The sequence below is a fragment of the Streptomyces sp. NPDC091279 genome (assembly GCF_044757465.1).
GTDB lineage: Bacteria > Actinomycetota > Actinomycetes > Streptomycetales > Streptomycetaceae > Streptomyces.
The window spans coordinates 75501-102348 of record NZ_JBIVVA010000015.1 but is presented as its reverse complement, the minus strand read 5'-3'; the positions used below and the strand labels follow the sequence as shown (position 1 = coordinate 102348).

At 71.9% G+C, this 26848-nt stretch carries 26 protein-coding genes; 10 read left to right on the top strand and 16 right to left on the bottom strand.

The window, feature by feature from the left end:
• Positions 1 to 127 precede the first annotated feature (127 nt).
• A complete protein-coding gene (locus ACIQOU_RS31875; RefSeq protein ID WP_401542436.1) occupies positions 128 to 925 on the top strand; it encodes an HAD family acid phosphatase in 798 nt (265 codons plus the stop codon).
• A 51-nt stretch (positions 926 to 976) separates the two neighbouring features.
• On the opposite strand, the gene ACIQOU_RS31870 is transcribed toward ACIQOU_RS31875, so the two are convergent.
• From ACIQOU_RS31870 to ACIQOU_RS31855, 4 genes are all read right to left on the bottom strand, one after another.
• Positions 977 to 1813: a hypothetical protein gene (locus ACIQOU_RS31870; RefSeq protein WP_401542434.1), complete on the bottom strand. Its 837-nt coding sequence runs from the start codon at positions 1811 to 1813 to the stop codon at positions 977 to 979.
• Positions 1810 to 2376, bottom strand: coding sequence for a SigE family RNA polymerase sigma factor (locus tag ACIQOU_RS31865; RefSeq protein ID WP_401542432.1), 567 nt, complete (start codon positions 2374 to 2376; stop codon positions 1810 to 1812). The genes ACIQOU_RS31870 and ACIQOU_RS31865 overlap by 4 nt, the downstream gene beginning before the upstream one ends.
• 331 nt (positions 2377 to 2707) lie before the next feature.
• On the bottom strand, positions 2708 to 4168 hold the full coding sequence (locus ACIQOU_RS31860; protein WP_401542430.1) for a peptidoglycan D,D-transpeptidase FtsI family protein: 1461 nt from the start codon (positions 4166 to 4168) through the stop codon (positions 2708 to 2710).
• Positions 4169 to 4294: 126 nt separating this feature from the next.
• A complete protein-coding gene (locus tag ACIQOU_RS31855) occupies positions 4295 to 5068 on the bottom strand; it encodes an IclR family transcriptional regulator (RefSeq protein ID WP_401542427.1) in 774 nt (257 codons plus the stop codon).
• A 133-nt stretch (positions 5069 to 5201) separates the two neighbouring features.
• Between ACIQOU_RS31855 and ACIQOU_RS31850 the strand changes: the two genes are divergently transcribed.
• The 3 genes from ACIQOU_RS31850 to ACIQOU_RS31840 all read left to right on the top strand — a co-directional run bounded on the left by ACIQOU_RS31850 (position 5202) and on the right by ACIQOU_RS31840 (position 8992).
• Complete coding sequence (locus ACIQOU_RS31850; protein ID WP_401542424.1) at positions 5202 to 6731, top strand: aldehyde dehydrogenase (NADP(+)); 1530 nt, start codon at positions 5202 to 5204, stop codon at positions 6729 to 6731.
• A gap of 362 nt (positions 6732 to 7093) precedes the next feature.
• Complete coding sequence (locus tag ACIQOU_RS31845) at positions 7094 to 7813, top strand: DsbA family oxidoreductase (protein WP_401542421.1); 720 nt, start codon at positions 7094 to 7096, stop codon at positions 7811 to 7813.
• A 129-nt stretch (positions 7814 to 7942) separates the two neighbouring features.
• Positions 7943 to 8992, top strand: coding sequence for an aminotransferase class V-fold PLP-dependent enzyme (locus ACIQOU_RS31840; protein ID WP_401542418.1), 1050 nt, complete (start codon positions 7943 to 7945; stop codon positions 8990 to 8992).
• Between the two features lie 83 nt (positions 8993 to 9075).
• Here the strand turns inward: ACIQOU_RS31840 and thpD are convergent, their stop codons facing one another.
• From thpD to ACIQOU_RS31810, 6 genes are all read right to left on the bottom strand, one after another.
• Positions 9076 to 9963: an ectoine hydroxylase gene (thpD, locus tag ACIQOU_RS31835; protein WP_401542416.1), complete on the bottom strand. Its 888-nt coding sequence runs from the start codon at positions 9961 to 9963 to the stop codon at positions 9076 to 9078.
• A 6-nt stretch (positions 9964 to 9969) separates the two neighbouring features.
• On the bottom strand, positions 9970 to 10374 hold the full coding sequence (locus tag ACIQOU_RS31830; protein ID WP_401542413.1) for an ectoine synthase: 405 nt from the start codon (positions 10372 to 10374) through the stop codon (positions 9970 to 9972).
• A gap of 42 nt (positions 10375 to 10416) precedes the next feature.
• Positions 10417 to 11688 carry a diaminobutyrate--2-oxoglutarate transaminase gene (ectB, locus tag ACIQOU_RS31825; protein ID WP_401542410.1) on the bottom strand — a complete coding sequence of 424 codons (1272 nt, stop codon included), beginning with the start codon at positions 11686 to 11688 and terminating at the stop codon, positions 10417 to 10419.
• Positions 11689 to 11749: 61 nt separating this feature from the next.
• Complete coding sequence (gene ectA, locus ACIQOU_RS31820) at positions 11750 to 12256, bottom strand: diaminobutyrate acetyltransferase (RefSeq protein WP_401542407.1); 507 nt, start codon at positions 12254 to 12256, stop codon at positions 11750 to 11752.
• A 308-nt stretch (positions 12257 to 12564) separates the two neighbouring features.
• The gene (locus tag ACIQOU_RS31815; protein ID WP_401542405.1) at positions 12565 to 13092 is read right to left on the bottom strand and encodes a DinB family protein; all 528 of its coding nucleotides are present in this window, start codon (positions 13090 to 13092) and stop codon (positions 12565 to 12567) included.
• 43 nt (positions 13093 to 13135) lie between these two features.
• Positions 13136 to 14236, bottom strand: coding sequence for a pyridoxal-phosphate-dependent aminotransferase family protein (locus ACIQOU_RS31810; protein ID WP_401542402.1), 1101 nt, complete (start codon positions 14234 to 14236; stop codon positions 13136 to 13138).
• A gap of 87 nt (positions 14237 to 14323) precedes the next feature.
• Here ACIQOU_RS31810 and ACIQOU_RS31805 point away from each other — a divergent pair, with 87 nt between their 5' ends.
• The 5 genes from ACIQOU_RS31805 (at position 14324) to ACIQOU_RS31785 (ending at position 19271) form a co-directional block, all read left to right on the top strand.
• Positions 14324 to 15205 carry an ABC transporter substrate-binding protein gene (locus ACIQOU_RS31805; RefSeq protein ID WP_401542399.1) on the top strand — a complete coding sequence of 294 codons (882 nt, stop codon included), beginning with the start codon at positions 14324 to 14326 and terminating at the stop codon, positions 15203 to 15205.
• Positions 15202 to 16029 (top strand): amino acid ABC transporter permease, encoded by an 828-nt coding sequence (locus tag ACIQOU_RS31800; RefSeq protein ID WP_401542396.1) that lies wholly within the window; start codon positions 15202 to 15204, stop codon positions 16027 to 16029. Before ACIQOU_RS31805 ends, ACIQOU_RS31800 begins: the two co-directional genes overlap by 4 nt.
• Complete coding sequence (locus tag ACIQOU_RS31795) at positions 16026 to 16841, top strand: amino acid ABC transporter ATP-binding protein (protein WP_401542394.1); 816 nt, start codon at positions 16026 to 16028, stop codon at positions 16839 to 16841. The genes ACIQOU_RS31800 and ACIQOU_RS31795 overlap by 4 nt, the downstream gene beginning before the upstream one ends.
• Before the next feature lie 24 nt (positions 16842 to 16865).
• The gene (locus ACIQOU_RS31790) at positions 16866 to 17957 is read left to right on the top strand and encodes an amidohydrolase family protein (protein WP_401542391.1); all 1092 of its coding nucleotides are present in this window, start codon (positions 16866 to 16868) and stop codon (positions 17955 to 17957) included.
• A gap of 399 nt (positions 17958 to 18356) precedes the next feature.
• On the top strand, positions 18357 to 19271 hold the full coding sequence (locus tag ACIQOU_RS31785) for an SCO1860 family LAETG-anchored protein (RefSeq protein ID WP_401542389.1): 915 nt from the start codon (positions 18357 to 18359) through the stop codon (positions 19269 to 19271).
• A 50-nt stretch (positions 19272 to 19321) separates the two neighbouring features.
• On the opposite strand, the gene cobC is transcribed toward ACIQOU_RS31785, so the two are convergent.
• Genes cobC through cobM form a run of 6 tightly spaced genes read right to left on the bottom strand, consistent with a single transcriptional unit; the run spans position 19322 to position 25693 of the window.
• Positions 19322 to 20392 carry an Rv2231c family pyridoxal phosphate-dependent protein CobC gene (gene cobC, locus ACIQOU_RS31780; RefSeq protein ID WP_401542386.1) on the bottom strand — a complete coding sequence of 357 codons (1071 nt, stop codon included), beginning with the start codon at positions 20390 to 20392 and terminating at the stop codon, positions 19322 to 19324.
• Complete coding sequence (locus ACIQOU_RS31775; RefSeq protein WP_401542384.1) at positions 20382 to 21314, bottom strand: sirohydrochlorin chelatase; 933 nt, start codon at positions 21312 to 21314, stop codon at positions 20382 to 20384. Before ACIQOU_RS31775 ends, cobC begins: the two co-directional genes overlap by 11 nt.
• Positions 21311 to 21898, bottom strand: coding sequence for a precorrin-8X methylmutase (locus tag ACIQOU_RS31770; RefSeq protein WP_401542381.1), 588 nt, complete (start codon positions 21896 to 21898; stop codon positions 21311 to 21313). Before ACIQOU_RS31770 ends, ACIQOU_RS31775 begins: the two co-directional genes overlap by 4 nt.
• A complete protein-coding gene (gene cobJ / locus ACIQOU_RS31765) occupies positions 21895 to 23577 on the bottom strand; it encodes a precorrin-3B C(17)-methyltransferase (protein ID WP_401542379.1) in 1683 nt (560 codons plus the stop codon). Before cobJ ends, ACIQOU_RS31770 begins: the two co-directional genes overlap by 4 nt.
• A complete protein-coding gene (cbiE, locus tag ACIQOU_RS31760; protein ID WP_401542376.1) occupies positions 23574 to 24878 on the bottom strand; it encodes a precorrin-6y C5,15-methyltransferase (decarboxylating) subunit CbiE in 1305 nt (434 codons plus the stop codon). The genes cobJ and cbiE overlap by 4 nt, the downstream gene beginning before the upstream one ends.
• On the bottom strand, positions 24875 to 25693 hold the full coding sequence (cobM, locus tag ACIQOU_RS31755) for a precorrin-4 C(11)-methyltransferase (RefSeq protein ID WP_401542374.1): 819 nt from the start codon (positions 25691 to 25693) through the stop codon (positions 24875 to 24877). The genes cbiE and cobM overlap by 4 nt, the downstream gene beginning before the upstream one ends.
• A 414-nt stretch (positions 25694 to 26107) precedes the next feature.
• Here cobM and ACIQOU_RS31750 point away from each other — a divergent pair, with 414 nt between their 5' ends.
• Entirely contained in the window at positions 26108 to 26836 is a 729-nt protein-coding gene (locus ACIQOU_RS31750) for a ZIP family metal transporter (RefSeq protein WP_401542372.1), read from the top strand.
• Positions 26837 to 26848 lie beyond the last annotated feature (12 nt).

The following is a 26848-nucleotide window of genomic DNA, read 5'->3' as shown; positions in this document are numbered from 1 at the left end:
CACCGGCTGAACAGCCCCGCCACCGGCCGGGCCCCGGGGCGCTTGACCCGATCTTTGCCCGACCGTGCGATATCGATCAGGCAACGGGCCTCGCGCCCACCGGGGTGACGCGCGTAGAACTCGTGTCATGCATAAGCCACTGCGTTTCGCGGCCATCGCCGCCGCCTGTGCCGTCGCCGGCGCCGGTCTCTACGGCGCCGGTGCCGCCACGGCCGGTCAGACCACGGCCAACTCCACCCACGAGCCCTACAACATCGGGCTCCTGGTGAAGGACATCGACACCTACTACGGCACCACGGCCGACGCCGACGGCGTCTACCAGGCCTCGCCGACCAGCCCCTACGCCAAGGACCTGGCCCGCGTCGACGCCGCCGCCCGGAAGTACATCGACGCGGCCGCCCGCAAGGCCCACCACCAGGGCGAGAAGCCCGCGGTCGTCTTCGACATCGACGACACCCTGCTGCTCAGCCTCGACTACGAGAAGCGGTACAACTACACGTACAGCTCGGCCAGTTGGGCCGCGTACGTCAACAAGGCGGACCGCCCCGAGGTGTTCGGCAGCCCCGAACTCGTCCGGTACGCCGCGAAGAAGGGCGTCGAGGTCTTCTACAACTCGGGCCTGAGCGAGGCGCAGCGCACCGCCGCCGTCGCCAACCTGAAGAAGGTCGGCGCCGACGTCAACCTCGACGCCGGGCACATGTTCCTCAAGGACGCGGCCAACCCGCCGTCGTACCTGGCGAGTTGTGCCACCGCGGGGAGCTGGACCTGCACCACCGTGCAGTACAAGTCCGGTACCCGCAAGCACATCGAGAAGGACCTCGGGTACGACATCATCGCCACCTTCGGCGACCAGTACTCCGACCTCGACGGCGGCTACGCCGACCGCACCTACAAGCTGCCGAACCCGACGTACTTCGTCAGCTGACGGACCGTCCGACTCCCGCCCCGTCCGGCCCCGGCGCCGGGCGGGGCGCGTTCAGCTGCCGGAGGCCGCGAAGTCGCCCTCGACGCGCCGCCGCCCGCCGTCCGCCGTGCCGGTGATGGTGTAGGCGTCGGCGCGGGCGTCCCGGCCGCCGCGCTCGTGGTTGTACTGACCGGCGAACACCCAGGTGCCGGGCGGCACCGTACGGTCCGCCTTCAGGGTCCAGGTGTAGACGACGAAGCCGTCGCTCTCCCGCGTGGTCTGCGTGAAGTCCTGCTCGGGCAGCGAACGCCAGGCACCGGTCGAGGTCACCCCGCCGCTCTGCGCCACCTTCAACTCGATGGTCAGGGACGTCAGTTGCTCCGTCGTACGGAGGGTGAGGTTGCTCTGCGCCCAGAAGTCGTTGCTGTGCGGGTCGACGACACCGTCCGACCGCAGCGGGCCGTCCTGCGCGGCCCCGGTGCTGAAGTCGGTGGCGGCGGGGGCCGAGGGGGACATCGTCGGCGCCGACGGATGCGGGGCCGCCGGCCGGGTCGGCGCGGCCGGCGAGGAGGCGGCGGGCGGCTCGGGGGCACGGCTGGTCGCGTCCGGCGACGGGGCGGGCGGGGTCGGCGAGACGGCGACCGACTGCTGCTGCGGAGGGTTGCTGCGCACCGCCGACGCCACCGCGTACCCGCCGGCCGCGAGCATGCCCGCGACCGCGGCGGTGGCGCCCGCCACCCGGGCCCAGTTCCACACCGGCGACCGGGTGGCCCGGTGGTGGTGGTCGTGGTCGTGCTGCTCCGTCATGCCCCGTTCGATCCGGGCCAGGATGCGGGCCCGGTCGGGCTCATGGGCCCCGGCCGTCTCGTGCAGCCGGGCGCGCAACGCGTCGTGCACGTCCTGCCTCATCGGTCCGGTCCTCCGCTCTCGCCGCCACGCGCCATCGCGGCGTGCACCTGCCGCGGGACGTCCCGGGGACCGAGCCGCCGTTGCAGTTCGGCCATCCCCTTCGATGTCTGGCTCTTAACGGTACCTATGGAGACGCCGAGGGCGAGCGCGGTGTCCTTCTCCGACAGGTCGAACGCGTGCCGCAGCACCACGCACGCCCGCTTGCGGAACGGCAGTCCCCGCAGCGCCTCCTGGACATCGACGACGCCGGCCACGTCCGGGTTCTCGACGCTCTCCTCGCGCTGCGACCAGAACAGGGAGATCCGCCGCCGTTCCCGGATCGCGCTGCGGATGCGGGTGCGCGCCAGGTTGGCGACGACGCCCCGGGCGTAGGCCACCGGATGGTCGGCGGCCCGCACCCGGTCCCAGCGGTGCCACAGGGCGAGCAGCGCGTCCGCCGCCAGATCGTCGGCGGCATCCGGCTCGCCGGTCAACAGGCGTGCGAGACGGGAGAGTTCGGCGTAATGACGTTCGAAAAAGGCATGGAACTCCGCCGAGGCCGCGTCGTCGACGACAGTGCCCACGGGGTACCTCTCGTGTGTGCGTGTCCTGCGGATGACCTGTGTACGTCCGGGGGTGGCCCGGGCGAGATGCGGAAGCGTAGCAGTGATCAACGAACGTTCCCCGTACGGGGGTTCGAACGCCGTCTGGCCTGCCGACCACTTTTGCGCAACACGGCGAAAAGGTGAAGGAGTTCCGTGACGGAACAAATCCGGCCAGCCCTCGTCCCTGATCAACAGGCCTGTGGGGAGCGATATTTGGCCGAAACGCGACATCGCGGCCACCGGTCGCTCCGGTGGCCGCGATGGGGACAGCTCGGGGGAGCCGTACCGAGGGGGTCGATTCCCGGCGGGGTCAGTTCTTGAGGGCCGCCTGCATCATGGCCTTGGCCACCGGGGCGGCCAGACCGTTGCCGCTCACCTCGGAGCGCGCCGCGTCCGACTGCTCGACGACGACCGCCACCGCGACCTCCTGACCCGAGGTGTCGGACTTGGCGTACGAGGTGAACCAGGCGTACGGCGTCTTGCTGTTGTTCTCGCCGTGCTGGGCGGTCCCCGTCTTGCCGCCCACCGTCGCCCCGCTGACCTGCGCGTTGGTGCCGGTGCCGTCCTTGACGACGGTCTGCATCGCGGACTGGAGCTGCTCGGCCGTGGCGGAGCTGACGATCTCCTTGGTGGACGCCTCGTCGTCGTAGTCCTTGAGGACGTCACCCCCGCTGTCGGTGATCTGGGCGACCATGTGCGGCGCGACCAGCTTGCCGCCGTTGGCGATCGCCGCCGACACCATGGCCATCTGGAGCGGCGTCGCCGTCACGTCGTACTGGCCGATACCCGTCAGGGCCGTCGACGACTTGTCCATGCCCGAGGGGTAGACGCTGGTGTACGCGCGGACCGGCACGTCCAGCTGATCGTCGTTGAAGCCGAACTTCTCGGCCATCGCCTTCACCTTGTCCTGGCCGAGGTCGACGGCCATCTTGGCGAAGACGGTGTTGCAGGAGTAGCGCAGCGCGGTGCGGATCGTCGCGTTCTCGCAGGGGGCGGAGGCGCTCTCGTTGCCCAGGTCCTGCACGGTGCCCGGCAGCCGGTACGGGTCCGGGCTCGTGGTCCTGGTGTCGACGTTCGGGTAGAGCCCGTCCTCCAGCGCGGCCGCCGCCACGACCAGTTTGAACGTCGATCCCGGCGGCAGCGGCTGGCGCAGCGCGCGGTTGGTGAGCGGCTTGTCGGTGTCCGCGTTCAGCTTCTTCCAGGCCGTCCCGGCGGTGTTCGCGTCGGTGAGCGTCGACGGGTCGTACGAGGGGGTCGAGACGACCGCGAGGATCTTGCCCGTCTTCGGGTCCATCGCGACGGCCGCGCCCTTGTTGCCGCCCAGCGCGCTGTACGCCGCCTTCTGGACGTCCGGGTCGATCGTCGTGACCACGTCACCCGGGGTCGCGCGGGCCCCGGTGATCGTGTCCATCACCGTCTTCAGGCGGCTGTCGGTGCCGTTGAGCAGGTCGGCGTAGATGCCCTCCAGCTGCGTCGGCGCGTAGGCCTGCGAGGCGTAGCCGGTCACCGCCGCGTACAGACTGCCGTGCAGATACGTGCGCTTGTACGCCAGGTCGCTGGTGCCCGACGTGCGCGCGGAGCCGGTGATCGACTGTCCGCCCACGATGATGTTGCCGAGCGGGTCCGCGTAGGTCTTGATCGCGTTGCGCCGGTTGTGGCTGTCGTCTGCGAGGGCCTGGCCTTCGTAGAACTGCACCCAGGTCGCCCGCAGCAGCAGAGCGAACACGAGGAACAGCACGAAGACGGAGACTCGCCTGATCGTCTTGTTCATCCCGATGACAAGACGTACGGGATGTGCGGGTCGTTCCCCTCTGGCCGGATTTCTCATCCGGCGCTCATACGACGTGAGCGGCGAGCCCGTCAGGAGAGTGCGGGCCGAGCCCGCCGTACGCGGCGCTCAGAGCCGCCGGGTCGCCAGCGTCAGCCGGTCCCGCGCGTCGAACAGCGCGTCCTTGACCAGCTGCTCGTGCGCCGGGGTGAGCCGCGCCACCGGCACCGAGCAGCTGATCGCGTCCCGGGCCGGGGTGCGGTACGGGATCGCCACGCCGAAGCAGCGCAGCCCCAGCGTGTTCTCCTCGCGGTCCACGGCGAACCCCTGCTCGCGGATCTGGCGCAGCTCCTCGATGAGCTTCTCCCGGTCGGTGAGGGTGTGCTCGGTGAGGGCCGGCAGGGTCTCCGGGAGCATCGTGCGGACCTGCTCGTCGGGGTACGTGCTCAGCAGCGCCTTGCCCAGCGAGGTGGAGTGCGCGGGCAGCCGGCGGCCGACCCGGGTGAAGGGGCGCAGATAGTGCTGGGACTGGCGGGTGGCGAGGTAGACGACGTTCGTGCCGTCGAGACGGGCCAGGTGGATGGTCTCCGTGGTGTCGTCCGAGAGCCGGTCCAGGGTCGGCCGGGCCGCCGCGACGACCTCGTCGCCGTCGATGTAGGAGGTGCCGACCAGCAGCGCGCGCACCCCGATGCCGTACCGGGTGCCCGTCGCGTCCGTCTCCACCCAGCCCAGGTCGACCAGGGTGCGCAGCAACATGTACAGGCTGGACTTCGGATAGCCGACGGCCTCCTGGACCGACGCCAGCGAGTGCATTCCGGGACGGCCGGCGAAGTACTCCAGCAATTCAACGGTCCGTACCGCGGACTTGACCTGCGCCCCGCCGCCTGTCTCGGCTGCCGACATCGCCCTTGACCCCTTCGTTCGACGGGAAATAGTCTCCAACAGCATATTCACCAGCAGAGACAGCGTTCAGCATATCGAACGCCGCTGGTGGAGGAACCGAAACCCCGGCAAAACATCTGTGGAGGGACCCCCGGTGGCAGCAGCACCAGTCTGGAGCGTCGACCCCCGGAACGGGAAGCAGCGGGAGCAGGTCGCGGTGGAGGCCACGGCCCAGGAGGTGGACGCCGCCGTCCGCGCGGCGCACGCGGCCCGCGCCTCCCTCGCCGACCGCACGGTCCGCGCGGCCTTCCTGCGCAGCGCCGCCGAGCAGCTCGAAGCGGCCAAGGACGGGCTCGTGGAGACCGCCGACGCCGAGTCCGCGCTCGGGCCCGTCCGGCTCACCGGCGAACTCGCCCGCACCTGCTACCAGTTGCGGGCCTTCGCCGCGATCGTCGACGAGGGTGCCTTCCTCGACGTCATCATCAACCACCCCGACGACACCGCTACGCCGCCCATCCCGGACCTGCGCCGCTACAAGGTGCCGCTGGGCGTCGTCGCCGTCTACTCGGCGTCGAACTTCCCCTTCGCCTTCTCCGTCGCCGGCGGCGACACCGCCAGCGCCCTCGCGGCCGGCTGCCCCGTCGTCGTCAAGGCCCACCCCGACCACCCGGCCCTGTCCGAGCTGGTCGCCAAGGTGCTGCGCCGGGCCGCCGCCGCGCACGGCATCCCCGAGGGCGTCGTCGGTCTGGTGCACGGCTTCGAGGCGGGCGTCGCGCTGGTCGAGCACCCGCTCGTCGCCGCGGCCGGCTTCACCGGCTCGGTGCGTGGCGGACGCGCCCTGTTCGACGCGGCGGCGGCCCGGCCGACGCCGATCCCCTTCCACGGCGAGCTGGGCTCCCTGAACCCCGTCGTCATCACCGAGGCCGCGGCGGCCGAACGCGCCGAGGCGATCGGCGCGGGGCTCGCGGGGTCGATGACGCTGGGCGTCGGGCAGTTCTGTGTGAAGCCGGGGCTGGTGCTCGCGCCGGTCGGCGCCGCCGGTGACCGGCTGGTCAAGTCGCTCACCGACGCGGTCAGCGACACCGAGGCCGGGGTCCTGCTCGACCACCGGATGCGGGACAACTTCCTCGCCGGGGTCGCCGAGCGGGGCGCGCTGCCCGAGGTCGACTCCCCGGTGACGCCCGGGGCGGGCGGTGAGCACACGGTCAGCGCGGGGTTCCTCACGGTGGACGCGGGCAAGCTCGTCGCCGAGGGGGCGTACGACCTGCTCCTTGAGGAGTGCTTCGGGCCGGTGACGGTGCTCGCGCGGTACGCCGACGACGCGGAGGCGGAGGCCGTGCTGGCGCGGCTGCCGGGGAATCTCACGGCGACGGTTCACCTGTCGGTGGAGGAGGCCGCGGGGGAGGGGCGGGGTGTCGAGCTGCTCGGGTCGTTGACGGCGATCGCTGGGCGCGTGCTCGTGAATGGGTGGCCGACGGGGGTTGCCGTCGCGGCGGCTCAGCATCACGGGGGGCCGTACCCGGCGACGACGTCCACGTCGACGTCTGTGGGCGGGACGGCTCTTGAGCGGTGGCTGCGGCCGGTTGCGTATCAGGGGACGCCCGAGGCGTTGCTTCCGGTGGAATTGCGGGACGGTAATCCATTGGCGCTGCCTCGGCGGGTCGACGGGCGTCTGGAGCGTTAGCCTCCGGCTCGGCTGGGGGCGGTTGCGCCGTGGGGGCGCGGGGTGTGTGGCGGGCGAGCGGTCCGTTGTGGCTGGTCGCGCCCGCGCGGCGGAGCCGCATGTTGATACAGCCCCGCGCCCTTGGGTGGGCTGGGGTCGGCCGGTGTTTGGAGTGGCGCCGGTGTTGTCGTGCCCGCGCGGCGGAGCCGCATGATGACACAGCCCCGCGCCCCTGGGTGGGCTGAGGTCGGCCGGTGTTTGGAGTGGCGCCGGGGTGTCGTGCAGTGGTGCCGGAGCTGGTGGGAATGAAACGGCGGCCGGTGGGCGCTCAGGTCTTGTGCGGAGGGTTGCTCCGGGTGCCGTGAGTGGAGTGGGTTGGGACGATGCGGGTTGAAGTTTGGGCCGATATAGCGTGCCCCTGGTGTTATGTGGGGAAAGCCCGGTTTGAGGCGGCTTTGGGCGGGTTCGCGCATCGGGATGGCGTCGAGGTCGTTCATCGGTCGTTCGAGTTGGAACCCGGGCGGGCCAAGGGCGATGTCCAGCCGGTGATCCGGATGCTCACCCGGAAGTACGGCATGAGCGAGGCGCAGGCGCAGGCCGGTGAGGAGAACCTCGGCGCGCAGGCCGCCGCCGAGGGGCTGGCGTACCGCACCTCGGGCCGCGACCACGGCAACACCTTCGACCTGCACCGGCTGCTGCACCTCGCCAAGGCCGAGGGCCGCCAGGACGAGCTGATCCAGCTCTTCTACCGGGCGAACTTCGCCGAGGAACGCTCCCTCTTCACCGAGGGCGACGAACGGCTGGTCGAGCTGGCCGTCGCCGCGGGCCTCGACGCCGACGCCGCCCGCGCGGTCCTCGCCGACCCGGACGCGTACGCCGACGACGTCCGCGCCGACGAGCGCGAGGCCGCCGAGCTGGGCGCGAACGGAGTGCCGTTCTTCGTCCTCGACCGGAAGTACGGCATCTCCGGCGCCCAGCCCGCCGAGGTCTTCGCCCAGGCCCTCACCCGGGCATGGGACGAGCACACGCCCCTGAAGCCGATCGACGCGGGCGACGGCGCCGAGGCCTGTGGGCCGGACGGGTGTGCCGTGCCGCAGGCGTGAACGCCGGGACGAAAGCCCAGGTGAGAGGCGATGCTTCAGCGGTCGTCAGGGGAACCCTGTAGGGGTCTGTCAGGGTTGTGTCGGGACGCGCCGTGGACTGGCCGGTGGGCTTGGCCGCAGAGTGGACGCATGGAGACCTTCGCGAGCCTCGTCCGTGCCGAGTTCACCCCGAACAACACCTACCTGAACACCGCGAGCACCGGTCTGCTGCCCGTCCGTACCGTCACCGCGATGCGGACCGCCGTCGAGGCCGCGTCGGTCGGGCAGCCGACCGACATGTTCACGGACGTCGAGGTAAGCCGCGCGCTCTTCGCCGACCTGGTCGGCGTGGCCGGGAGCAGGGTGGCGGCCGGTGCCTCCGTCGCCGTCTACAGTGGGCTGATCGCCGCGTCCCTGCCGTCCGGCGCCGAAGTCCTCACCGCCGAGGCCGACTTCAGCTCCGTCGTGAACCCCTTCCACATCCGCGGCGACCTCAAGGTGCGGACCGTCGCGCTGGAGCGGGTCGCGGAGTCCGTGCGGCCCGGCACCGCCCTGGTCGCGGTCAGCGCCGTCCAGTCCGCCGACGGGAAGGTGGCCGACCTGCCCGCGATCAGGGCGGCGGCCCGCGCGCACGGCGCCCGCACCTACCTCGACGCCTCCCAGGCGGTCGGCTGGCTCGACTTCGACGCGGACGCCTACGACTACTGCGCCGCCGTCGGCTTCAAGTGGCTCACCTGCCCGCGAGGCGTGGCCTTCCTCGTCGTCCCGGCGGACCTCGGCGGGCTCACCCCGGTCTTCGCCGGATGGGTGGCGGGCGAACACCCCTGGGACTCCTGCTACGGGCCCGTCGAGGAACTCGCCCACTCCGCACGGCGGTTCGACGAGAGCCCGGCGCTCTTCTCCTACGCCGGCGCCCGCCGCTCCCTCGAACTCCTCACGGAACTGGGCCTGGACGCCGTACGCGCCCATGATCTCGCCCTCGCCGACCGGTTCCGGGACGGATTGCGGGAGTTGGGGCACCGGCCGATCCCGTCACCCGGGTCGGCCATCGTGTCCGTACCCGAACTCGGGCACCGGCAAGGGGAGTTGAGCGCCGCCGGGATCGAGGTCTCCGACCGGGCCGGCAAGCTGCGGGCGGCGTTCCACCTCTACAACACCGCCGCCGACGTCGACCGGCTCCTCGCCGCCCTGGCCGACTGACCTGCCAGGCCGGGGCAACGGCGACGCCGCCCGCTCCGTCGTGGAGCGGGCGGCGTCACAACGCGCCTGGTGCGGGCCGGAGTTCAGCGCACCGGCGTGAAGTCCCGGGCGCCGATGAACTCCGGGCGCCTGACCGGCGCGGCGAACGGCTCCACGGCCGCGTTCTCCACGCTGTTGAAGACGATGAACACGTTGCTGCGCGGGAACGGCGTGATGTTGTCACCCGAACCGTGCATGCAGTTGCAGTCGAACCAGGTCGCCGAACCGGCCTTCCCGGTGAACAACTTGATGCCGTAGTCGCTCGCCATCGCGGTCAGCGCCGCGTCCGACGGTGTCCCCGCGTCCTGCATCTGGAGCGACTTCTTGTAGTTGTCCTTCGGGGTCGCCCCCGAACAGCCCAGGAACGTGCGGTGCGACCCCGGCATGATCATGAGGCCGCCGTTGGTGTCGTGGTTCTCGGTCAGCGCGATCGAGACGGACACCGTCCGCATGTTCGGCAGCCCGTCCTCGGCGTGCCAGGTCTCGAAGTCCGAGTGCCAGTAGAAACCGCTGGCCCCGAAACCGGGCTTGACGTTGATCCGCGACTGATGGACGTACACGTCCGAGCCGAGGATCTGCCGGGCCCGGCCCACCACCCTCTCGTCCCGCACCAGTTGGGCGAAGAGTTCGCTGATCCGGTGCACCTCGAAGACCGTACGGATCTCCTGGGACTTCGGTTCGACGATCGACCGTTCATCGGCCCGGATCGCCGGGTCGGTGACCAGTCGGTCCAACTCCTGCCGGTAGACGGCGACTTCGTCATCGTTGATGAGCTGGTCGATGGCGAGGAAGCCGTCCCGCTCGAACCCGTGCAGGTCGGTGCCGGAGAGCGGTCCGGGGGTGTCCGGAGCGCCCCAGACGACCGGGTCCTGGCGCGGGACGGACACCTCGGTGGTGCCGCGGCTGGGATACAGGTCGGTGAGTGTGGTCATGCTGCCTCAGACCTCCTCGTCCTCGGTGAGCAGCGGGTAGACGCCGTTCTCGTCGTGGTCCTCCCTGCCGGTCACGGGCGGGTTGAAGACACAGATGCAGCGGAAGTCCTCCTTGATCCGCATCGTGTGCCGCTCGTGCCCGTCGAGGAGGTACATCGTGCCGGGCGTGATCGTGTACTTCTTCCCGGTCTCATCGTCGGTCAGTTCGGCCTCGCCCGCCACACAGACGACGGCCTCGATGTGGTTGGCGTACCACATCGACGTCTCCGTGCCCGCGTAGAGGATCGTCTCGTGCACGGAGAAGCCGACCCTCTCCTTGGCGAGGACGATGCGCTTGCTCTCCCACGTGCCGGACGCGGCCTTCACATGCCGGTCGGTGCCTTCGATCTCCTTGAACGAACGGACGATCACGGTGTGGCGATGCCTCCTAGGTGAAAGGTTCCTGACGGTGTGTCAGGCGGTCTCGCGGACGGAACGGGCGAGGACGCTGAGGCCCTCCGCCAGCTCGTCGGCGGTGATGGTGAGCGCCGGGAGGAGTTTGACGACCTCGCTCTCCGGGCCCGACGTCTCGATGAGCAGGCCGAGTTCGAAGGCCCGGTGGGCGATCCGGCCGGCCCGCTCCTTGTCGTTGAACTCGATGCCCCACACCAGTCCGCGGCCCCGGAACTCCTTGACGGCGCCCGGGTTCTCCTCGGCGATGGCGGCGAGTTCGCGCTCGACCTGCTCACCGCGGGCGCGGGTCTGCTTCTCCATCGCGGGCCCGTCCGACCAGTAGGTCTCCAGGGTGGCGGTGGCGGTGACGAACGCGGGGTTGTTGCCACGGAAGGTGCCGTTGTGCTCGCCCGGCTCCCAGATGTCCAGCTCGGGCTTGAACAGGCACAGCGACATCGGCATGCCGTAGCCGCTGATGGACTTCGAGACGGTGACGATGTCCGGCACGATGCCCGCCTCCTCGAAGGAGAAGAACGCGCCGGTGCGGCCGCAGCCCATCTGGATGTCGTCGACGATCAGCAGCATGTCCTGCCGCTCGCACAACTCCGCCAGCGCGCGCAGCCATTCGGGGCGCGCGACGTTGATGCCGCCCTCACCCTGCACGGTCTCGACGATCACGGCGGCCGGCTTGTTGAGGCCCGAGCCCTGGTCCTCCAGGAGCCGCTCGAACCAGAGGAAGTCCGGGATCTTGCCCTCGAAGTAGTTGTCGAACGGCATCGGCGTGCCGTGCACCAGCGGGATGCCCGCACCGGCCCGCTTGAAGGCGTTGCCGGTCACCGCGAGCGAGCCCAGCGACATGCCGTGGAAGGCGTTGGTGAAGGACACGATCGCCTCGCGGCCCTTGACCTTGCGGGCCAGCTTCAGCGCGGACTCCACGGCGTTGGTGCCGGTCGGGCCCGGGAACATGACCTTGTAGGGCAGGTCGCGCGGGCGCAGCACCAGGTTCTGGAAGGACTCCAGGAACGCGCGCTTGGCCGTCGTCGACATGTCGAGCCCGTGCGTGACACCGTCCCGCTCCAGGTAGTCGATCAACGCCCGTTTCAGCACCGGGTTGTTGTGCCCGTAGTTGAGTGAGCCGGCGCCGGCGAAGAAGTCGAGGTACTCATGGCCGTCCTCGTCGTACATCCGGCTGCCGACGGCTCGGTCGAACACCGTGGGCCAGCCGCGGCAGTAACTGCGCACCTCCGACTCAAGGGTCTCGAAGACGCTGAGGTCGGGCTGGGTGATGGTCACGACGAAATCGCTCCTCGGTACGTGGGGGTCGGCGGGAGATCAGCGGGTGTGCGGAAGAAGATCAGGGGGCCAGCGGGCCGATGCGGTGCAGCACCTCGGGCTCGTGCGGCTCGTCCGGGAACAGTCCGGTGCCGAAGAGCACCTCCCGCTCCAGACGCGCGTCGTTGCGCTCGGCGAACGACTCGAACAGTCGTTCGGAGGCGGTGTTGCCCGGCGTGATGGTGGTCTCGACGGTGGTGATGCCGAGTTCCGCGACGGTGCGGGCGGCCAGGCCGTCGAGCAGCGCGCCCGCCAGCCCGCGTCCGCGGTGGCTCTCGTCGACCGCCACCTGCCAGATGAGCAGGGTGTGCGGACGGTCCGGCCGTACGTATCCGGTGATGAACCCGACCGGCTCTCCGCCCTCGGCGCGGGCCACCGCGGAGGTCGCCGCGAAGTCGCGGCACCACAGCAGATAGCTGTACGACGAGTTCAGGTCCAGTGCCTTCGAGTCCTTGGCTATCCGCCACAGCGCGGCGCCGTCCGCCAATGACGGACGGTCGATTTGCAGTTCTGCTTGTGCGGCAGTCATGCAAATTGAACTTACCCGTGAGCATTAAAAAATGCATGGCGAGTGGGGGGTGAGATCGTGCGGCAGCTGTGTTATCACGCGGGCGCGAGGGGTGCGCTGTTCCGGGCGCGAAAACGCCCATTTTGCACGGGAAATGCCGCACAAAACGGGCGAGATGTGGAACGCGTCACAACGTCGCAACCCTCACGAGATCTGTCAGAATTACTCCGCCGAACGTTCGCGGAACCGTGGTGTTTAGGTCCGGGAAAAGCGGGCAGAAGAATATGGGAAGCTACCCTGAAAAAGAATTGCGAATTACGCCCGTGAATTCAGGCTCCGGTCACTCCGTCGATACCTTCGCGAAGGATGTCCGCGTGGCCGTTGTGCCGGGCGTACTCCTCGATCAGATGGATCAGCACCCACCGCACACTCACCTCGGCCCCGGTCATCGGTCCGACGGTGATCCGCCCGACGTCGTCGAGGGACCGCCCGGCGCACAGCTCCCGGCCCCGCGCGATCTCCTCGCGCCAGGCACCCAGCGCCTCGTCCAGACCCCGGGCGGGATCGAGGACGTACCCGTTCTCCGTGTCGAACACCGGGGGCACGTCGAGTCCGGCCACCACCCGCTGGAACCAGGTCCGTTCCACCTCGGCGAGATGCTGCACCAGACCGAGCAACGTCAGCTCCGACGACCCGGCGGACGCGGTCCGCACCTGGGCGTCGTCCAGCCCCGCGCACTTCAGCGCGAGGGTGGCCCGATGGAAGTCGAGCCAGCTCTCCAGCATGGGCCGCTCGTCCCCGGTCAGCACGGGGATCGGACGGCCGTCGGGCAGTGTGGGTGTCGTCTCATCACTCATGGGGGCAGCCTGACACGGGGCGGGGGTGCGGGGTGCGGTCCCCCTACCCCCACGCCTTCTCCGCCGCCCGCAGGGCCTCCGGCACGTCCACCCCGGTGCGGTGTTCCGCGAGGGCCGTGCCGAGGGCGGTCAGGGCGGCCCGGACCACGCCCGGGGTCGCGTCCGGCCCGTAGTGGTTGACCCGGATCATCTCCCGGGCGAGGGCACCGCCACCGGCGGCCAGCGGCAGCGTCGGGTCCGTCTCCAGGGCCCGGGCCACCAGCTCGGAGGCGACGACCCCGGACGGCGTCCGCAGCGTCGTGGCGACCGGCGCCGCGTCCCCCGCCGCGTGCACATACGGCTCCAGGCCGCCGCCCAGCGCCGCCGCACCCGCCCGGACCGCCGCCGCGGCCGACCGGTGCCGGGCCATCACCGTCTCCAGGCCCGCCGCCTCGATCCGCTCCACGCACGCCTCAAGCGCGAGCATCTCCAACTGCGCCGGAGCGTGCAGCAACGCCGTACGGCCGCCGTCGATCCAGCGTTCCTTCCAGTCGAGGAGCGAGAGGTAGGAGCGGCGCGGCGCCCCCGGGTTCGCCGCCATCCGGGCCCACGCCCGCTCGCTCACCGACACCGCCGACACCCCCGCCGGGCCGCCCATCGCCTTCTGCGCCCCGATCACACACAGGTCGACGCCCCACGCGTCCGTCAGCACCGGCTCCGCCCCGATGGACGCCACCGCGTCCAGGTAGAACAGCGCCCCCTGCTCCCGTACGGCCTCGCCGATCTCGGCGACCGGGTTGGTGTTGCCGGTCGCGGCCTCCGCGTGCACCAGCGACACGAAGTCGATCTCCGGGTGCGCGGCGAAGGCGGCCCTGACCTGCGCGGCCGTGACCGCCGTGTGGAAGGGCACCGCCAGGTCGACCACCGTGGCCCCGCAGTCCCGCAGCCAGTTCCCGAAGGTCTGCCCGTAGGGGCCGGTGATGACGTTCAGCGCGGTCGTCCCGGGCCCGGCGGTGGCCCGGATGGCCCCCTCCAACGGCAGCAGCGCCTCGCCCTGCATGATCACGACGTCCTGCTCGGTGCCCAGCAGCCGCGCCACACGGTCCTCGATCGAGGCGAAGCGGGCCGCGCTCAGGGGGGCCAGGTCCAGGAACGGATGTGTCACGGCGGTGCTCTCTTCTTGTTCACGGGTAGGACGGGGTAGAGGTGACGAGAGTAAAACGCGCCGAACCGTTTCCCCACAGGAGGTCCCATGAACGCCCAGGACGCCACGCGCCCAGGAGGCCATGTGCACACCCCCTTCGGACACAGACCCCGGGTCCTGGCCGCCGCGACCGCCACCGCAGGCCTGGTCCTGGTCGCCGGCTGCTCGTCCGGAGGCAGCGGCTCCGGCGCCTCGAAGACCGCGGCCGGCGGCGTCGAGCTGGTCAAGGCCGGTCAGCTCACCACCTGCACCCACCTGCCCTACCCGCCCTTCCAGTCGGAGATCGACGGCAAGGTGCAGGGCTTCGACGTCTCCCTCATCGACCTGGTCGCCAAGAACCTGGGGGTGAAGCAGCAGATCCTCGACACCCCCTTCGAGAACTTCAAGACCGGCGCCTTCCTCAACTCCGGTGAGTGCGACCTGGCCGCCGCCGGCATGACCATCACCGCCGAACGGGCGAAGAACGTCGCCTTCTCCGAGCCGTACTTCGACGCCACCCAGGCCGTCCTGGCCGACAAGAACAGCGGCATCACCTCCTTCGCCGGCCTCACGGGACAGAAGGTGGGCACACAGGCCCAGACCACCGGCGAGGACTACGCCAAGAGCAAGGGCCTGGACCCGGTCTCCTTCGAGTCCTCCGACGCCGTCCTCAACGGGCTGCGCACCGGCCAGGTCAAGGCCGTCGTCATCGACTACCCGGTCGTCGAGGGCTGGCTCAAGAACAAGGCCAACGCCGGTGCCTTCAAGGTCGTCGACACCATCGACACCGGTGAGAAGTACGGCTTCACGGTGAAGAAGGGCAACACCAAGCTGCTCGCCGCCGTCAACAAGGCGATCACCGAGGCCAAGGCCGACGGCACCTACAAGAAGCTGTACGAGAAGTGGATCGGCCCCTACGACGCCGCCGTCGCCTCGCCCTCCGCCTCATGACCGACGCCGAACTCCAGCCTCGCAAAAAGGGATTGACCCGGCGTCAGAAACGCAGCCTGTCGCGCGGGGCGCAGTACGCGGTGTTCGTCGCCGCCGTGATCGCCTTCGCCGTGTCGGCGGACTGGGGGCGGCTGAAGAACCAGTTCGCGCAGGGCGACATCGCCCGGCAGATGTTCCCCGACGTCATCACGATGGCGTTGAAGAACACCGTGCTGTACACGCTGTCCGGGTTCGTCGTCGGCCTGGTCCTCGGCATGCTGATGGCGTTGATGCGGCTGTCGTCGGTGGGCCCCTACCGCTGGTTCGCCGGGGTGTACATCGAGATCTTCCGGGGGCTGCCCGCGCTGCTCATCTTCATCTTCATCGGCGTCGCCGTGCCGCTCGCCTTCCCGGGCACCGAGATCCCCGGCGGCACCTACGGCAAGGTCGCGCTCGCGCTCGGTCTGGTGGCCGCCGCCTACATGGCCGAGACGATCCGCGCCGGCATCCAGGCGGTCCCCAAGGGGCAGCTGGAGGCGGCCCGTTCACTGGGGTTCTCGCCCGCGCGGGCCATGGTCTCGATCGTCGTCCCGCAGGCCTTCCGGATCATCCTGCCGCCGCTCACCAACGAACTCGTCCTGCTCTTCAAGGACTCCTCACTGGTGCTGTTCCTCGGCGTCACCCTGGAGGAGCGCGAACTGTCCAAGTACGGCCGTGACTTGGCCAGCCAGACCGCCAACTCCACCCCGATCCTGGTCGCCGGGCTGTGCTACCTGCTGGTCACCGTCCCGCTCGGCTTCGTCGTGCGCCGGATGGAGACCAAGGCCCAGGAGGCCGTGCGATGAGCCGCGTCGAGATCCAGGTCCAGGGCCTGCACAAGGCGTTCGGCGCCAACGAGGTGCTGCGCGGCATCGATCTGGAGGTCCGCCAGGGTGAGGTGGTCTGTGTCATCGGCCCCTCCGGCTCCGGCAAGTCGACCCTGCTGCGCTGCGTCAACCTCCTGGAGGAGCCGGGCCGGGGCAAGGTCTTCGTCGGCGGCACCGAACTCACCGACCCGGACGTCGACATCGACGCCGTGCGGCGCCGGATCGGCATGGTCTTCCAGCAGTTCAACCTCTTCCCGCACCTCACGGCCGCCGAGAACCTCACCCTGCCGCAACGCCGGGTGCTGGGCCGCTCCAAGGCCGAGGCCGCGAAGGTCGCCGCCGCGAACCTGGCCCGGGTCGGACTCGCCGAGAAGGCGGACGCCTACCCCGCCGCCCTCTCCGGCGGCCAGCAGCAACGCGTCGCCATCGCCCGGGCGTTGGCGATGGGCCCCGAGGTCATGCTGTTCGACGAACCGACCTCGGCCCTCGACCCCGAACTGGTCGGTGACGTCCTCGCCGTCATGCGGATGCTGGCCCGCGAGGGCATGACGATGATGGTCGTCACCCACGAGATGAGCTTCGCCCGCGAGGTCGCCGACCGGGTCGTCTTCATGGACGGCGGCGTCGTCGTGGAGGACGGCACCCCCGCCGAGGTCATCGGCGCCCCCCGGCACACCCGTACCCGGGACTTCCTCGCCCGCCTGCTCGACCCCGCGATGGCCGAGGTGCCCGACACCACCGGGGAGGAGCCCGGTCAGGAGCCCGGTCAGGGGGAGGGCACCATCCCCTAGGGGACGCTCACTAAGGTGCGGTGCATGAGTGATCACCCGGTGCTGCACGTGAAGGGCAGGGTCCTCGTCGGGCCCGACGACATCCGCGACGAACTGTGGGTCGTCGGCGGCCGGATCGGCTACGACCGTCCCGTCGGCGCCCGCGACGTCCGCACCGTCGAGGGCTGGGCCCTGCCCGGCCTGGTCGACGCGCACTGCCATGTCGGGCTCGGCGCGCACGGGCCCGTCGACCGGGACACCGCCGAGCGGCAGGCGCTGACCGACCGCGAGGCCGGCACCCTGCTGATCCGGGACGCCGGCTCGCCCTCCGACACCCGCTGGATCGACGACCGCGACGACCTCCCGAAGATCGTCCGGGCCGGCCGGCACATCGCCCGCACCCGCCGCTACCTGCGCGGATACGCCCACGAGATCGAACCCGACGACCTCGTCAGCTACGTCGCCCAGGAGGCCAGGCGCGGCGACGGCTGGGTCAAACTGGTCGGCGACTGGATCGACCGCGACCTCGGAGACCTCTCCGCCTGCTGGCCGCGCGAGCCCGTCGAGGCGGCGATCGCCGAGGCCCACCGGCTCGGCGCCCGGGTCACCGCGCACTGCTTCGCCACCGACCCCCTACGGGATCTGATCGAGGCGGGCATCGACTGCGTCGAACACGCCACCGGGCTCACCGACGACCTGATCCCGCTCTTCGTCGAGCACGGCGTCGCGATCGTCCCCACCCTCGTCAACATCGCGACCTTCCCGGACCTGGCCGCGGGCGGCGACACCAAGTTCCCGCGCTGGTCGGCCCACATCCGCCGACTGCACGCCCGCCGCTACGACACCGTCCGCTCCGCCTACGACGCCGGCATCCCCGTCTACGTCGGCACCGACGCGGGCGGCACGCTCCCGCACGGCCTGGTCGCGGCCGAGGTCGCCGAACTGGTCACCGCCGGCATCCCCGCCGTCGACGCCCTCGCCGCGACGACCTGGTCCGCCCGCAGCTGGCTCGGCCGCCCCGGACTGACCGAGGGCGCCCCGGCCGACCTGGTGGTCTACGAGGCCGACCCCCGGGCCGACGTCAGGGTCCTGGCGGCACCGCGCCGGGTGGTGGTGAACGGGAGGGTGGCGGGGTAGCCCGGGGGAGGGAGCCCTCGGGGGTACGGGAAGCCCCGTAGGGGAGCCCCTTCCCTTACGGGAGTTCCCCCAGGGTGTCCCCCTACGGGCGTCCCCCTACGGGCGTTCCCGTACGCCACGGCCCCCGCCCCCGTGCTCGGCTCGTCCCCGTGTTGACGTCGCGTGACCTCCGACCCGTGCCGCGCGTTGTGCACCCCGTCTCGCGCGCCGGGGCGTCAACTCCCGTATTCGCACAGGGTGCGGCGCTGCGGTGAAACCGGGGACTGCCGGGCCGCAGGATTCGAATGCGTTCACGGAAACCCCACGTTGGAGTGAAGTCACGGAGGAAAGCTGACTGTTCACTCTTCGTGCGTAATTCTTTCCGGGTCCCAGCACGTCTCCAGTGAGGGTCCCACCACCTTGAACGGCACCAACTTCCGTATGCCCGCACGCCGTCTCGCCACCGTCGCGGCGGCCACGGCCCTGGCCGCAGGTCCCGCGGCGCTGGCCGGCGCGGGCTCCGCCCAGGCCACCACCGGCCACGGCCGCGCGAGCGCCGTCGTCCTGCGCACCGGCCTCGACGTCTCGCTGCTCAACAAGACCGTGAACGTCCCCCTCGCCCTCTCGCTCAACGAGGTCCAGGCGCCCCGCAGTTCGGAGCGGACCTCGCTCACCGCGAGCCTGGACGGCGTCGACGGCGGCCGGCCGTTCAGCGTGCTGCGCGCCGACGTCGCCTCCGCGAAGGCCGACGTCACCGCCCGCCGCGCCGAGGGCTCCACGCGCCTCGCCCACGCCCGCCTGCACGTCCCCGGGCTGCCCCTGCTCTCCCTGATCGAGGTCGACCAGGTCACCTCCGAGGCGGTCTGCGAGGTCGGGAAGACACCGGTAGCCTCGTCCCGGCTGCTCGGCGCGGTCACCGTCCTCGGCAAGAAGGTCACCCTGACCGTCGGCGGCACGACCGACGTCCAGGTGCCCGGCGTCGGCGAGGTCCGGCTCGACCTGTCGAAGGCCGAGCACACCTCCCGCACGGCCGCCGCGACCGCCCTCGAACTGAAGGTCTCCATCAACCCGTTGAAGCTGAACGTCGCCGAGGTCGAGGGCACCCTCACCCTCGCCCAGGCCACCTGCGAGACCCCGCCCGCACCCGCGTCGCCCAGCCCCGCACCGGCGAGCGCGCAACCCGCCGGGGACACCGAGCCGCAGGGCGGCACCTCGGACGCGAACCTCGCCGAGACCGGCGGCAACGCGTCGACGCCCTACATCGCCGCCGGGGCCGCCGCCCTGGTCGTCGTCGGCGGGGGAGCGCTGGTGCTGGCCCGCCGCCGCAGGAGCTGACCCGGCGACCGACAGGCGCCCGCAGCACGTGAGTCGACGCGGAAGCCCCTTCACCCCCGTGCCGTCGTGACCGCCCGCTCCAGTGCCCGCAGGAACACGTCGGTCGTCGCCCGCTCCCGGACCGCGAGCCGCAGCCAGTCGGCGTCCAGCCCCGGGAACGTGTCCCCGCGACGCACCGCGAACCCCAACTCCCGCAGGCACCGGCGCACTTCGGCGGCCCGGGGGAGCCGCACCAGCACGAAGGGACCCTCGGCCGGACCGGCCACCGTGACCCCGTGCGCCGCCAACGCGCCCAGCCCGGCGACGAGATGGGCGCGGTCGGCGGCGATCCGATGGGCCGCGTGCGCCGCCTCGGCGACGGCGCGGGGGCTCACACAGGCCTCGGCGGCGGCCAGCGCGGGCGTGGACACCGGCCACAGCGGCTGGGCCCGCGCCAGCTCCGCGACCGTCTCCGGGGCGGCGAGCGCGTAGCCGATGCGCAGCCCGGCCAGACCCCAGGTCTTGGTCAGGCTGCGCAGCACGACAAGACCGGGCACGTCCGTCCGCCCGGCCAGCGCCTCCCGCTCACCCGGCACCGCGTCCATGAACGCCTCGTCCACCACCAACGTCCGCCCCGGACGCGCCAGTTCGGCCAGGACACCGGCCGGGTGCAGCACCGACGTCGGATTGGTGGGGTTGCCCACGACCACCAGGTCGGCGCTCTCGGGAACGGCGCCCGGGTCGAGCCGGAACCCGTCCTCGGCCCTCAGCAGCACCCGGTCCACGCTGTGCCCGGCGTCCCGCAGCGCCGCCTCCGGCTCGGTGAACTGCGGGTGCACCACGACCGGTCGCCGCACCTTCAGCGCCCGCGCGAGCAGCACGAACGCCTCGGCGGCACCGGCCGTCAACAGCACCCGTTCCACCGGGAGTCGGTGGTGCGCCGCGACCGCCGCGCGGGCCGCCCGCCCGTCCGGGTAGGCGGCCAGCGTCGTCAGCGAGGCGGCGAGGCGCTCCCGCAGCCACGAAGGGGGCGTGTCCGCACGGACGTTGACCGCGAGGTCGACCAACGCCGCACCGCCGTCACGGACTTCGGCGTCGCCGTGGTGGCGCAGATCGTGCCCGGCGCCGCCCTCAGTGGGCATGCGCGTGATCACCGTGATGCCCGTGGTGGTGACCGTCGTGGTGGTGGCCGTCGTCGTCCGGGTGGAAGTGCGGCTGCTGCGGCAGGCCCACCTTGTCCTCGAAGCCGGGCAGCGCGATGCGGTACACGCACGAGTCGCAGTTCATCCGCAGATCCCCGCGCACGGCCTCCCGGTAGCGCTCCATCACCAGGTCGAGGAGTTCCGGCTCGGGCCCGATGACGTCCGCGCACCGCACGTCGATCTCCGGGTGCGCCGCCGACCAGCCCTCGGCCTGCTGCCGCACCCGCTCCGGCAGGATGCCCGTGAACAGGAAGTACGGCAGCACCACGACCCGCTTCGCACCGAGCCGCACACACCGGTCCAGGCCGCTGGGCACGTCCGGCGCGGCCAGCGACACGAACGCCGTCTCCACGCCCGCGTACCCGCGCCCCTCCCACAGCAGCCGGGCCGCCTTGAGCACCTCGGCGTTGGCGTCCGGGTCGGTCGAACCGCGCCCCACCAGCAGCACCGTCACATCGGCCCGGTCGGCGGGGGAGCGCCCGGCCGCGCCGAGCACCTCGTCAAGACGCCGCTCCAGCACGTTCAGCAGCGCCGGGTGCGGGCCCAGCGGGCGCCCGTAGGTGTAGGAGATGCCGGGGTGGCGTTCCTTCTCGCGGGAGAGCGCGGCCGGGATGTCGCCCTTGGCGTGCCCGGCGGACACCAACATCAGCGGAACGGCGGCGAATTGACGTACGCCACGCTCCACCAGCTCGGTGACGGCGTCGCCGAGCGGCGGCGGGGACAGCTCGATGAAGCCGCCCGCGACGGGCAGTTCGGGGTGGCGGTCCCCCAACTCCCGTACGAAGTCGCGGAACGCCTCGGCTCCGGCCTCGTCCCGGGTGCCGTGGCCGGCGATGAGCAGGGCGGGCGGCGGGGTGGTCACGGTTTCTCCTCGGTGCGAATCGGGTGGTACAGCAGGGCGTTGAGCGCGGCGGCGGCGACCGCCGAACCGCCCTTCTCGGACACGTTGCTCACGGCGGGCAGCCCGCTCTCGCGCAACGCGGCCTTGGACTCGACCGCCCCGACGAAGCCGACCGGCAGGCCGACGATGAGTGCGGGAGCGGCGTTCAGGGTGAGCAGTTCCTCCAGGGCGGTCGGCGCGCAGCCGATCACCCAGAGGGCGCCGGGGCCGACCTGCTCGTAGGCGAGCCGGATCGCGTGCGCCGAACGGGTAAGGCCCGGACCGGACTTGGCGTCCTTGAGGCGGCAGACGGTGTCCCGGCGGGTGATGCCGGCGGCGACCATCTCGACGTCGACGACGACCGGCGCCCCGGCGTGCAGCGCGGCGTGCGCGGGCGCCAGGTCGGCCTCGGCCAGCACCAGGTCGCGCGCGTAGTCGAGGTCGGCGGCGGAGTGGATGACCCGCTCCACCACCGCCCGTGTCAGCGGCGGGAGTTGAGAGGTGTCGAGGCGGGAGCGCAGCCGCCGGAACGACTCCTGCTCGATCGGGTGGATCACACGGTTCACCGGGGGTCCTCCTGCCAGCGGTAGCCGCGCGGGGTCACCATACGGCCCGCGATCTCACGGGTCGCGGTGTTGCCCACGGTCACGACGGTCATCATGTCGACCCACGCCGGATCGAGCACGCCCAGGGTGGTCAGCCTGCTCGACTCGTCGGCCCGCGACGCGTTGCGCACGACACCGACCGGCGTGCGCGGCTCACGGTGCTCGGCGAGGATCGCGAGCGCCTTCGGCAACTGCCAGTCCCGGCCCCGGGAACGGGGGTTGTAGAACGTCACCACGAGGTCCGCCTCGGCCGCCGCCCGCACCCGCCGCTCGATGACCTCCCACGGTGTGTGCAGGTCGGAGAGGCTGATCGACACATGGTCGTGGCCGAGCGGCGCCCCCAGGACCGCCCCAGCGGCCAGCGCGGCCGTCACGCCCGGCACACCGACCACGTCGATGTCGTGCGAGGCCTCCGCGAGGGCCGGAGAGGCCATCGCGTACACGCCCGCGTCCCCGCTGCCGATCAGCGCGACCGCCCGCCCCGCCCGCGCCTCGGCGACGGCGGTCCTGGCGCGTTCCTCCTCGGCGCCGAGCCCGGACTCCAGAATCCGGGTGCCGGGCCGCAGCAGATCACGGATCTGGTCCACGTACTGGTCGAGCCCCACCAGCACGGCGGCGCGCCGGAGTTCGGCCTTCGCGCGTGGCGTCAGCAGGTCCCGGGCGCCAGGGCCGAGCCCGACCACCGCGAGCCGCCCGCGCCCGGGACGCCGCACCACCGCGCAGGTCGCCATCGCGGGCACGGCCGCCGACTTCCGCTTGGGCACGAGGAGTTCACCCCCGCCGGCCAGTGCGGCGGCCTCGGCGACCGAGGGGGTGCCGACGGCGGCGAGCGGCGCGGCGGACGGGTTCGGCACCTCGACGCCCGCCAACTCCTCGGCGGCGTACGTCACCAGCGGCACACCGAGCCGTTCGGCGGCGGCCACGATGCCGGGCTCCTCGGACTTGGCGTCCACGGTGGCCAGTTGGCCGACCGACCGCGCCGAAAGACCCGCCTCCCGCAACGCCGTCCCGATCAGGTCGAGCACCTCGTCGACGGGCGCGCCCTTGGAGGCGCCGACCCCGACGACCAGCGTCGGCGGCCGCAACAGCACGTCCTGGGCGCCGGGTTGGACGTCCCGGTCGGTCACCCGGATCGTGTACGCCCCCGCCTCGGCCACCGGCAGCGGCGGCAACGGCCAGCTCACCTCGGCGTCCAGCGCGACCGGCTCACCGTCGAGCAACGCCCGCGAAACGGCCGCGACGGCGCCCTCGACCGGCAGGCCCAGGGTGTCGAGCCCGGGCACGTCCACCGCGTCCGTCGCCGTCGTCACCACCGGCAGCGCACCGAGCAACTCGCCCACCTCGCGGGCGAGTTCATTGGCGCCGCCGCCATGCCCGCCGACCAGCGACACGGCGAACCGGCCGCTCTCGTCGACGCACACCACACCCGGGTCGGACGTCTTGTCGCCGAGCAGCGGGGCGATCAGACGCACCACCGCACCGGTCGCCAGGAAGCACACCACCTGCTCGCACTGCGCGAACGCGGCCCGTACGGCGTCCCCGACGGGACCCTCGTACACGCGCGTCCGCTCCGGCCACGCGGCGGCCAGCCGGTCGCGCGCCGCCGCCCCTGCCGCGGTGGCGGAAATGAGGCCGATCACTGAGCAACTCCTTCTACGGTCGCGCGGGGCCGTTCGCCCCACAGCAGGAAAACGGGGTTGGTCGCCGCGAGCCGGGTCACGTCACCGGGCAGCGGGGCGAGCCGCGACGACTGCAACAGCACGCCGTCACACGAGAATCCGGCGTCGGTGAGCGCCGCCCGCGCCGCCGGGACCCGGTCCAGGGCGGCCAGCGCCACCACCACCGCCCGCCGGGCCCGGGCGGCGCACGCGGCGACGACGGCGGGCAGCTCCCGCCCCCCGCCCCCGACGAACACCGCGTCCGGATCGGGGAGTTGGGCCAACGCCCCGGGCGCCTCGCCGTGCACCACCTGGACCTCGACACCGTGCGCCGAGGCGTTGGCGGCGATCCGCTCGACCCCGTCGGCGGTCTTCTCGACGGCGACGACAGCCGCCCCGAACCGCGCGCACTCCACGGCCACCGAGCCGGAGCCCGCACCGACGTCCCACACCAGTTCACCCAGGCGCGGCCCGAGCCTGGCCAGCGCCAGCGCCCGCACCTCGAACTTGGTGATCATCGAGTCACGGTGCCCGAACTCCCCCTCGTCCAGGGCCCATCGGGCGGGCGAGGCCTGCGGTCCCGCGACCGTCCGCACGGCACCGAGCGCCCGCGTCTCGTCCAGGCAGACGACGACACTCACCGCCGTTCCCCAGTCCCGGACGGCGGCCTCGGCGGCCGTCACCCGCTCCACCCGCTCCCGCACCGGATCGCCCAGCGCACTCGCCACCACCAGCGTCCGGTCACCCGGCAGCGCGGCGCCCAACTCGGCGGGCCCCGCGCCCGGTCCGGTCAGCACGGCCACCTTGGGCCGCGCCCGGCACACCTGCACGGCCGTGCGCAGCTCCCGCCCGTGCGCGCTCACCACGACCGCGTCGTCCCAGGGCAGCCCCAGCCGCGCGAACGCCGTCGCCACCGACGACACCCCCGGCCGCACCTCCAGCGCCTGCGCCCCGAACCGCTCCGCCAACGCCCGCACGATCCCGAAGAACCCGGGGTCCCCCGAGGCCAGCACGACCACGCGCCGCCCGTCACGGACATACCCGGCGACGACGTCGAGCGCCGGAGCCAACGCCCCGAGCACCACCTGCCGTACCCCTACGGGCACCCGCACGGCCTCCAGATGCCGCCGCCCTCCGACCACCAACTCGGCCCCGGCCAGCACATCGAGGGGACCACCAGCACCCGGAACACCTGTAGTACCCGCGCCCCCCGTAAGACCCGTAAGCCCCGTAGGCCCCTCGGTGATCGCAGCCCCCGTCCCCATACCGACGACGGTGATCACGTGCTGGCACCTCGTTCGCGCAACGCCCGCCGGGCCTGCGGGTCGGCCTTGCGGTACCCGTGGAAGTGCCCGGGGTGGTAGAGGTGCGAACGGGTGCCGTGCGCCTCAAGGGCCGGGCCGACCAGGAAGAGCGTGTGCTTCCAGAGCTTGTGCTCCTTGACCGTCTCCTCCAGCGTCTCGATCGTGCAGCGCGCGATCAGTTCCTCGGGCCAGGTCGCCTGATACGCGACGACGACCGGGGTGGTCGTCGGGTAGCCGCCCTCCAGCAGCTCCCGGACCAGCTGACCGCTGCGGGCCGCCGACAGGAAGATCGCCATGGTCGTGCCGTGCCGGGCGAACTCACGCACCTCCTCGCCGGGCGGCATCGGCGTCTTGCCGCCGCCGAGCCGGGTCAGCACGACCGACTGCGCCACCTCGGGAATGGTCAGCTCACGCCCCGCGAGCGCGGCGACCGCAGAGAACGCGGAGACACCGGGCACGACCTCGGTCGCGACGCCGATCACGTCACACCGGTCGAGCTGCTCCTGCGTGCCGCCCCACAGCGCGGGGTCACCGGAGTGGATGCGGGCCACCTTGAGGCCGTCGCGGTGGGCGCGCTCGTAGACGGCGACGACGTCCTCCAACGACATCGTCGCCGAGTCGAGGATCTCGGCGCCCGCGCGCGCGTGGTCGAGAACCTCGGCCTGCACCAGGCTCGCGGCCCAGATCACGACATCGGCGTCGGCGATGGCCCGCGCGGCGCGGAACGTCAGCAGGTCGGCGGCGCCGGGACCGGCACCGACGAACGTCACTTTGCCGGTAGGGGCGTCGGCCATGGGATGGGGTCCTCTCTGGGGGGTGTGCGGGGTGCACGTGAAGCGGCGGATCTGCGGGTGAGGCAGGTGAGGCAGGTGAGGCGGACGGTGCAGGTGGCGCATGCGGTACATGCGCGGACGGATCGAGCGGAACGACGATGCGGGTCCCGGACGAAGCAGGTACTAGGGGTACTACGGGCCCAGCCCCCGGAAGAACCCGGGGGTCACACCCCCTAGGCCCCCTAGGGGCCGGTGCCCGGAACCCACCGGACCCCCGGAACCCACCGAACCCCCCGCCCGCCCCGGACCCACCGCCCGCCCCGAGGCCGCCGCCCGCGCCGAAGGCCTCGAACGGGCCCCCGCCACCCCCACCCCCGCGTCTGTTCCCGCCCCCGAAGGTGCGCGAAGGTCGGTTGATCGGATAGCAAGGGGCCTATGGCGGTCCTTGTCGCGCTCGGCGCGTTCCTGATGACGCTGGCCGGAGGGTGGACGGCGCAGCGGGTGACCGACCGCCGCCATCTGGTCCTCGGCCTGGCCGGCGGACTGATGCTCGGGGTGGTCGGCCTCGATCTGCTGCCGGAGGCGCTGAAGGCGGCCGGCACCGAGGTGTTCGGCGTACCGGCGGCGCTGCTGCTGTTCGTCGCCGGGTTCCTCCTGGCCCATCTGGTGGAACGGCTGCTGGCGGCCCGGCAGGCCGCGCACGGCGGCGAGGAACCGCACGGCCGCGCGCCCGAGGTGGGCCTCACCGCGGCCGGTGCGATGGTCGGGCACAGCGCGATGGACGGCGTCGCGATCGGCGCGGCCTTCCAGGTCGGCGGCGGCATGGGCGCGGCGGTCGCCCTGGCCGTCGTCGCCCACGACTTCGCGGACGGCTTCAACACGTACACGCTGACCAGCCTGTACGGCAACGCCCGCCGCAAGGCGCTCGTCATGCTGTTCGCGGACGCGGCGGCACCGGTCGTGGGCGCCGCCTCGACCGCGTTCGTCACGATCCCCAAGGTCGTCCTCGGCGGGTATCTCGGGTTCTTCGGCGGGGTGCTCCTCTACCTGGCCGCCGCCGAGATCCTGCCCGAGGCCCACCACGAACACCCGGCCCGCTCCACCCTGCTGTGCACGGTCGCGGGGGTGGGGTTCATCTGGCTGGTGGTGGGCGTCGCCGGCTGACGGCCCGGGGGA